The organism is Streptomyces sparsus (genome assembly GCF_054776295.1).
The window spans coordinates 1-7803 of sequence record NZ_BAAHCA010000155.1 but is presented as its reverse complement, the minus strand read 5'-3'; the positions used below and the strand labels follow the sequence as shown (position 1 = coordinate 7803).

6 protein-coding genes and 1 pseudogene are annotated in these 7803 nt (G+C 72.0%); 4 read left to right on the top strand and 3 right to left on the bottom strand.

The annotated features are described in order from the left end of the window. Positions 1 to 359 (top strand): annotated as a pseudogene (locus tag ACYVE9_RS10600) (hypothetical protein); the annotation flags it as partial. 209 nt (positions 360 to 568) lie between these two features. Continuing rightward, complete coding sequence (locus tag ACYVE9_RS10595; RefSeq protein ID WP_461027523.1) at positions 569 to 1183, top strand: hypothetical protein; 615 nt, start codon at positions 569 to 571, stop codon at positions 1181 to 1183. A 165-nt stretch (positions 1184 to 1348) separates the two neighbouring features. Here ACYVE9_RS10595 and ACYVE9_RS10590 read toward each other — a convergent pair whose 3' ends face one another. Both ACYVE9_RS10590 and ACYVE9_RS10585 read right to left on the bottom strand, forming a co-directional pair. Continuing rightward, a complete protein-coding gene (locus ACYVE9_RS10590) occupies positions 1349 to 1621 on the bottom strand; it encodes a hypothetical protein (protein WP_461027522.1) in 273 nt (90 codons plus the stop codon). Positions 1622 to 1761: 140 nt separating this feature from the next. Next, positions 1762 to 2706, bottom strand: a complete 945-nt coding sequence (locus ACYVE9_RS10585; RefSeq protein WP_461027521.1) for a sugar ABC transporter substrate-binding protein — start codon at positions 2704 to 2706, stop codon at positions 1762 to 1764. A 182-nt stretch (positions 2707 to 2888) separates the two neighbouring features. Here ACYVE9_RS10585 and recD2 point away from each other — a divergent pair, with 182 nt between their 5' ends. Further along, the gene (recD2, locus tag ACYVE9_RS10580; protein ID WP_461027520.1) at positions 2889 to 5129 is read left to right on the top strand and encodes an SF1B family DNA helicase RecD2; all 2241 of its coding nucleotides are present in this window, start codon (positions 2889 to 2891) and stop codon (positions 5127 to 5129) included. A 132-nt stretch (positions 5130 to 5261) separates the two neighbouring features. Beyond that, complete coding sequence (locus ACYVE9_RS10575; RefSeq protein WP_461027519.1) at positions 5262 to 6569, top strand: citrate synthase; 1308 nt, start codon at positions 5262 to 5264, stop codon at positions 6567 to 6569. Positions 6570 to 7100: 531 nt separating this feature from the next. Here the strand turns inward: ACYVE9_RS10575 and ACYVE9_RS10570 are convergent. Continuing rightward, a partial coding sequence (locus ACYVE9_RS10570) for an HAD-IC family P-type ATPase (protein ID WP_461027518.1) occupies positions 7101 to 7803 on the bottom strand: 703 nt, incomplete at its 5' end.

Here is a 7803-nt window from a genome sequence, read left to right as displayed (position 1 = left end):
CGTCGATGATGACACCCAGTGCTGCGGCCGAACGGGGACGGCTGGGGGGCACGGCCGGGGCGCGGGCGGCGGCCGACATCATCCTGGGAACGTTCTTCGAGCACGAGGACTACGGCGGCGCCACGTTCACCGTCTACGGCGACGGCCTGTGCACCAAGGACGGCAAGGTCGACTACAACTTCACCTTCCCGGACGACTGGAAGAACATCATCTCCTCCGTCCAGCCCTGGGCCTCCTGCTGGCTGTGGCTCTACCCGGAGCCGAACCTCGGCGGTGACCGGGACGGGCCGTTCAAGGAGAACGCCCCCTTCATCGGGCCGTACATGAACGACCGCACCCAGTCCGTCGGCTTCAGCTGAGCCGTGAGCCCGCCGACCGCGGCCGGGGGCGGCGTCTCCCGCCCGCGCCGGCCGAAGGCCCCGTCGTGACCGGGCCCCGTCGTGAGCCCCGGCGGCCGTGACCGGGCCCCGGCGGCCGTGAGCGATCGCGCCCGGTCGTGCCGGGGGACTCCCCGGGTCCCGCCTTCCCCCTCGTGTGCCATCCCCCACCACCCCACCGGAGGACACCGATGAGCAGAATCCGCACCACACTCGCCCTGACCGCCGCCGCCGCTGTCGGCAGTCTGGCCTTCGCGCCCACCGCCAGCGCCGACCACGACGGCAAGCCGACCAACCGCGAACTGCTGGACAAGTGCGACAACGGCACCAACGTCTGCGTCTTCCACCCGTCCGGTCCGCCCGACGTCTTCATGGGCGACCGGCACCGGGTCGGTGACGCCACCTTCAACTGCACCTCGGATCTTCAGCGTTCCTCGGTCAGCTGGTCGGACACCACGGGTGAGTCCAACAGCCTGGGGGTCTCCCTCAGCGCCGAGTACGGCTTCGCCGAGGTGTTCAAGGTGAGCATCGAGACCAGCTTCGAGCACACCTGGTCGAGCTCGCACACCGAGTCGGAGACCACCAACATCGACGTGCGTCCCGGCGAGGTCGGCTGGGTCACCCGGGAAGCCCAGATGCAGCGGGTCGAGGGCACCTACGAGATGCACTTCGAGGACCCGTACTACGGCCACTACATCTGGTACGTGCCGTTCACCGCGACCGGGCCGGTGCCCGACGCGCCCAGCACCAAGACCCAGCACACCCGGCCGATGACCGACACGGAGCGCCGGCAGCGCTGCAACTGACCGCCCTCACGGCCGACCCCCACCCGGGGGGCCGGCCCCCGCCGCGGTCGACGCCCCACCGCGGTCGACGTCCCCCGGTGGCTGAGCGCCCGCCGGGGGACGTCCCATGCGTGAGGCACTCCCCGCGTGCCGTGTGTGCGCCTGCCGGTCCGGGGCTTGCTGAGGTCAGCGGCTGGTGGTGTTCCGTCGCCGGGGCAGCCGCATGGTGAGCAGCTTGGCGCGCGGGGCGAGCCGCCGGGCTATCGCGAACACGGCGTCGGTCCGGGACCGGTCGGTGTCCAGCACGGTGAAGAGGTTGACCCCCAGGTAGAAGGTGATCGCCGCGTTCGCCGCGTCGCGCGGCGGGATGAGCGCGGCCAGCGGGCTGCCGCCGAGTGCGGAGAAAAAGTTGTCCCGGTCGTACAACCCTCTCGGGGACTCGCGGGTCTCACCTTGCATCGGGACATCTGGCGGAGGGGGAGCCACCGGGTGACCCGAGGGGGTGTCGGGGGGTTCGGCCGTTAGCGGCCGGACCCCTCGCAGCATCTCCCCCCCCCGCTCGCGCCCAGGAGCCCGCGGCGCCCCGCGCCCGGGAGGGGTCAGCGGAAGTCGGCGACGTTCGCCTCGGTGACCACGGCCACCGGTACCAGGATGCTCGCGTCCACCGGCTCACCCCGCGCCGCGCGCACGGCGTTGCGTACCGCCAACCTGCCCATCTCGGTGGGCTGCTGGGCCACCGAGGCGGTCAGCGTGCCGCGTGCGACGGCGGCCAGGCCGGCCCGGGTGCCGTCGTATCCGACGACCCGCACCTTGTCCCCGGCCCGGTCGCCGAGCGCCCGGATCGCGCCGAGCGCCATCTCGTCGTTCTCCGCGAAGATCCCGGTGAGGTCCGGGTGCGCGTCCAGCAGTTCCCGCGTGGCCTCCTCGGCCCGGTCCCGCTCGAACCCGGCCGTCACGGTCTCCACCACCGTGATGCCGGGGAACTCCGCCAGCCGGGAGGTGAATCCGGCGCCGCGGTCGTGGGAGGCGGAGATGGCGTCGCCGCCGCGCAACACGGCGACGGTACCGGAACCGTCGACGGCCTCCGCCAGGGCCTCGGCGGCCAGCCGGCCGCCGGGCTCGTTGTCCGAGGCCACCGTGGCGGCCACGTCGGCGCCCGGAACCGGCCGGTCGGTGATCACCACCGGCACCTTGCCGCCGGTCGAGGTCCGCAGCCAGTCCGCGACCGGTTCGGTCTCCACCGGGCCGATGATGAGCCCGTCCACGCCCTGCCGGCTGAGCGTGTTCAACTGCTCGCCCTGACGGGCCGCGTCGTCGGCGGCGTCCGTCACGTCCAGCAGCACGCCCTGCGTCGCCGCCTCACCGCGGGCGCCGGCCACCAGCTCGGAGAAGAACTCGCCGTCGGTGCGGGGCAGGGACAGCCCCAGGCGTATCTGTTCCGGGCCGGTCGAGTCGGCCGCACCCGTCTCGGTGCCGCACGCGGGCAGGAGGGCGGCGGCCACCAGGGCCAGCACCGCAGCGGTCGTGGACTTGCGCTTGTTCATGCGGCATGTTCCTTGCTGTGGACGGAAGTTGGGGGCTCTCGGCGGTACGGCGAAGGAAGCGGTGCCCGGCTCGGGCGAGGTGGCGGAGACGCAAATGTAGCGGCTGGCGCGCCGCTGGGTGATCACTTCGTCGCGGCCGGCCACCTTTCCCGGCTGTCGGCCCCGGGCGCTACCTTCGGTCCATGTCGTTGCCACTGACGGTGCTCGAAGGCGTTCTCGAACGCATCACCTACGCCAACGAGGACAACGGGTACACCGTCGCCCGCGTCGCCCCCGCCCGCCGCAGGGACGCCGGCCACGACGGCGACCTGCTGACGGTCGTCGGCTCGCTGCTCGGCGCGCAGCCGGGGGAGTCCCTCCGCATGGAGGGGCGTTGGGGCTCCCACCCCGGCTACGGGCGGCAGTTCACCGTGGAGAACTACACGACGGTGCTGCCCGCCACCGTCCAGGGCATCCGCCGTTACCTCGGCTCCGGCCTGATCAAGGGCATCGGCCCGCGCATCGCCGACCGCATCGTCGAGCACTTCGGGGTGGACACGCTGGACGTGATCGAACAGGACGCCGGCCGCCTGGTCGAGGTGCCCGGACTGGGCCCGAAGCGGACGGCGCACATCGCGGCCGCCTGGGAGGAGCAGAAGGCCATCAAGGAGGTCATGGTCTTCCTCCAGGGGGTGGGGGTGTCCACGTCCATCGCGGTGCGCATCTACAAGAAGTACGGCGACGACTCGGTGCGGGTGGTCCGGGAGGAGCCCTACCGCCTGGCGGCCGACGTCTGGGGCATCGGCTTCCTCACCGCCGACCGCATCGCCCAGGCCGTCGGCATCCCGCACGACAGTGCCGAGCGCGTCAAGGCCGGGCTGCGCCACGCGTTGTCGCAGTCGGCGGACCAGGGCAACTGCTACCTGCCCGAGGAGCGGCTGATCACGGAAGCCGTGAAGCTGCTCCAGGTGGACACCGGGCAGGTCATCGACTGCCTCGGGGAGCTGGCCGGTGAGGAGGAGGGGGTCGTACGGGAGCCGGTGCCGGACCCGCAGGACCCGGCCGGCACGGTGACCGCCGTCTACCTGGTGCCGTTCCACCGTGCGGAACTGTCACTCGCCGGCCGGCTGCGGCACCTGCTGCGCACCTCGGAGGACCGGCTCGCCGCCTTCCGGGACGTCGACTGGGAGCGGGCCCTGACCTGGCTGGCCGGCCGTACCGGCGCCGAGCTGGCCCCCGAGCAGCGGGACGCGGTCCGTCTCGCGCTGACCGAGAAGGTCGCCGTGCTCACGGGAGGCCCCGGCTGCGGCAAGTCGTTCACGGTGCGCTCGGTGGTCGAGCTGGCCCGCGCCAAGCGGGCCAGCGTGCTGCTGGCCGCCCCGACCGGGCGGGCCGCCAAACGGCTGGCCGAGCTGACGGGCGCGGAGGCCTCCACCGTGCACCGGCTGCTGGAGCTCAAGCCCGGCGGTGACGCCGCCTACGACCGGGATCGCCCGCTGGACGCGGACCTGGTCGTCGTGGACGAGGCGTCGATGCTCGACCTGCTGCTGGCCAACAAACTGATCAAGGCGATACCGCCGGGCGCCCACCTGCTGCTGGTGGGGGACGTCGACCAGTTGCCGTCGGTCGGGGCGGGCGAGGTGCTGCGCGACCTGCTCGCCGAGGGCGGCCCCGTCCCGGCGGTCCGGCTGACCCGCATCTTCCGGCAGGCCCAGGAGTCCGGGGTGGTGACCAACGCCCACCGCATCAACGCCGGCCGGCCGCCGCTCACCCGTGGCCTGCCGGACTTCTTCCTGTTCCCCGAGGAGGACACCGAGCAGGCCGGGCTGCTGACCGTGGACGTCGCGGCCCGCCGGCTGCCGGCCAAGTTCGGCCTCGACCCGCGCCGCGACGTGCAGGTACTCGCGCCCATGCACCGGGGGCCGGCCGGTGCCGGCGCGCTGAACGGCCTGCTCCAGCAGGCCGTCACCCCGGCCCGTCCGGGCCTGGCGGAGAAGCGCTACGGCGGCCGGGTGTTCCGCGTCGGCGACAAGGTCACCCAGGTCCGCAACAACTACGACAAGGGCGCCAACGGCGTCTTCAACGGCACCGTGGGTGTGGTCACCGGCATCGACACCGTGGAGCAGCGCCTGACGGTGCTGACCGACGAGGCCGAGGAGGTGGGCTACGACTTCGACGAGCTGGACGAACTGGCGCACGCCTACGCCGTGACGATCCACCGCTCGCAGGGCAGCGAGTACCCGGCGGTGGTGATCCCCGTCACCACGAGCGCCTGGATGATGCTCCAGCGGAACCTGCTCTACACGGCGGTCACCCGGGCCAAACAGCTCGTGGTGCTGGTGGGCTCCACCCGGGCCCTGGGGCAGGCGGTGCGTACCGTGTCGGCGGGCCGCCGCTGGACGGCGCTGGACCACCGATTGCGGACGGCACCGCGCGGGGCGTAGCTTTCGGGCGGCACTGGGTGCCACGAACGAGCCCTTTGGCCGACCCCGAGTGCACCGCACGGCGTCAAATGGGGGACAGTGGAGGCAGTCAGGGCACCTCGAGGAAGAGGCACTACGTCGGTGAGGGATGACGTGAGCGAACACCGCGCAAGCGACAACGACGCAGTAGTACTGCGGTACGGCGACGAGGACCACAGCTTCCCGCTGGTGGACAGCACGGTCGGTGACCGGGGCTTCGACATCGGCAAGCTGCGCGCCCAGACCGGTCTGGTGACCCTGGACACGGGCTACGGCAACACCGCAGGCGTCAAATCAGCGATCACCTTTCTCGACGGCGAGAAAGGCATTCTCCGCTACCGCGGATACCCGATCGAGCAGCTTGCCGAGCACGGCACGTTCCTGGAGACGGCCTATCTGCTGATCAACGGCGAGCTGCCCAGCGTGGACGAGCTCTCCGGTTTCCGCAACGAGATCACCCAGCACACGCTGCTGCACGAGGACGTCAAGCGCTTCTACGACGGTTTCCCGCGCGACGCGCACCCGATGGCGATGCTGTCCTCCGTGGTCAGCGCGCTGTCGACGTTCTACCAGGACAGCCACAACCCGTTCGACGAGGAGCAGCGCCACCTCTCGACGATCCGGCTGCTGGCCAAGCTTCCGACGATCGCGGCCTACGCGTACAAGAAGGCCATCGGCCACCCCGTGGTCTACCCGCGCAACGACCTCGGGTACGTCGAGAACTTCCTGCGCATGACGTTCTCGGTCCCGGCCGAGGAGTACGGCCTGGACCCGGTCGTGGTGAGCGCCCTGGACAAGCTGCTGATCCTGCACGCGGACCACGAGCAGAACTGCTCCACGTCCACCGTGCGGCTGGTCGGCTCCTCGCAGGCGAACATGTTCGCCTCGATCTCCGCGGGCATCAGCGCGCTGTGGGGCCCGCTGCACGGCGGCGCCAACCAGGCGGTGCTGGAGATGCTGGAGAACATCCAGCGGGACGGCGGGGACGTCACCACCTTCATCCGCAAGGTGAAGGACAAGGAGGACGGCGTCCGCCTGATGGGCTTCGGGCACCGCGTCTACAAGAGCTTCGACCCCCGAGCGAAGATCATCAAGGACGCCGCGCACGACGTGCTCGCCGCGCTGGGCAAGTCCGACGAGCTGCTGGACATCGCGCTCAAGCTGGAGGAGCACGCGCTGAGCGACGACTACTTCGTCTCGCGCAACCTCTACCCCAACGTGGACTTCTACACCGGGCTCATCTACCGGGCCATGGGCTTCCCGACCAGCATGTTCACCGTGCTGTTCGCCATCGGCCGGCTGCCGGGCTGGATCGCCCAGTGGCAGGAGATGATCAAGGAGCCGGGTTCCCGGATCGGCCGTCCGCGGCAGGTCTACACCGGCGTCGTCGAGCGCGACTACGTGCCGGTCGAGCAGCGCTGACCACCGGCCGGCCGGCCCGTCCGCGGGCTGCCCGGCCATGCCTGCCCCGTCGCGCCCCGCCCCCAGTGGAGGGGCGTCGGGCACGGGGAAGGTCCCGCACACACACGGAAGGCCCCGATCAAGCGGATCGGGGCCTTCCGTATGTGCGGGAGACGTAGATCACAGCGGGCCGCCGCACAACCATTCACCGGAGTCGCGGGTCTCACGGGTTGGCAGCGACACCCGGCGGCGTCACTGCCGCGCAGCGCCGTACGCACCCGGTGGCTTGAGCGGCCTCCCGGGAGTGCGGACGGCCTCGCAGACGCCCGGCGCGGATCCCGTGGGGGGAATCCGACCGGGAAGAAGGGGACGCCCCGTGCACGGGCCCGTGGGGGGACTCGTGACGGGGCGTTCTCCTGTGCCCGGTGGTATGCGGGCGGTGTTGCGGCGACTCCTCGGCTCGCTGCCCGACCGGTCCGCGCCCGACTGCCCCGCGCCCGCTCGCGCCGCCCGGTGCGCCCCGCCGGGCGACCGGCCGACCGCCGCGAGCCGTCAGCGGAAGCGCCGCAGCCGCAGGCTGTTCAGCACCACGAAGACCGACGAGAAGGCCATCGCGGCACCGGCGATCATCGGGTTGAGCAGCCCCGCGGCAGCCAGCGGCAGTGCGGCCACGTTGTACCCGAAGGCCCACACCAGATTGCCCTTGATGGTGCTCAGGGTGCGCCTGGACAGCCGCACGGCGTCGGCCGCGACCCGCAGGTCACCCCGGACGAGCGTCAGGTCACCGGCCTCGATGGCGGCGTCGGTGCCCGTCCCCATGGCCAGGCCCAGGTCGGCCTGGGCGAGCGCCGGGGCGTCGTTCACGCCGTCCCCGACCATCGCCACCGTCCGGCCCTCGCTCTGGAGGCGGCGGACCACGGACACCTTGTCCTGCGGCAGCACCTCGGCGATCACCGACTCGGCGCCGATGCCCACACCGAGCGCCACGGACTCGGCGACCGCCCGGTTGTCACCGGTCAGCAGCACCGGTTCCAGACCCAGGGCGCGCAGCTCACGAACGGCCTGCGCGCTGGACGGCTTGACCGTGTCGGCCACCGTCAGCAGCCCGCGGACCACCAGCTCCTCCGGGCCCCGCCCCGGTTCGCCCCACGCCACCAGGACCGCCGTGCGGCCGGCCTGCTCGGCCTCCGTCCGGTCCGCGGCAGTCGCGGCCGGCACCGGCACGCCGCGCTCCCGCAGCAGGCCCTCGCGGCCC

Excerpts from the sequence above, each read along its gene's own strand:
- ACYVE9_RS10595 (WP_461027523.1), top strand. The coding sequence starts at position 569 with ATGAGCAGAATCCGCACCACACTCGCCCTGACCGCCGCCGCCGCTGTC.
- ACYVE9_RS10590 (WP_461027522.1), bottom strand. The coding sequence starts at position 1,621 with ATGCAAGGTGAGACCCGCGAGTCCCCGAGAGGGTTGTACGACCGGGAC.
- ACYVE9_RS10585 (WP_461027521.1), bottom strand. The coding sequence starts at position 2,706 with ATGAACAAGCGCAAGTCCACGACCGCTGCGGTGCTGGCCCTGGTGGCC.
- recD2 (WP_461027520.1), top strand. The coding sequence starts at position 2,889 with ATGTCGTTGCCACTGACGGTGCTCGAAGGCGTTCTCGAACGCATCACC.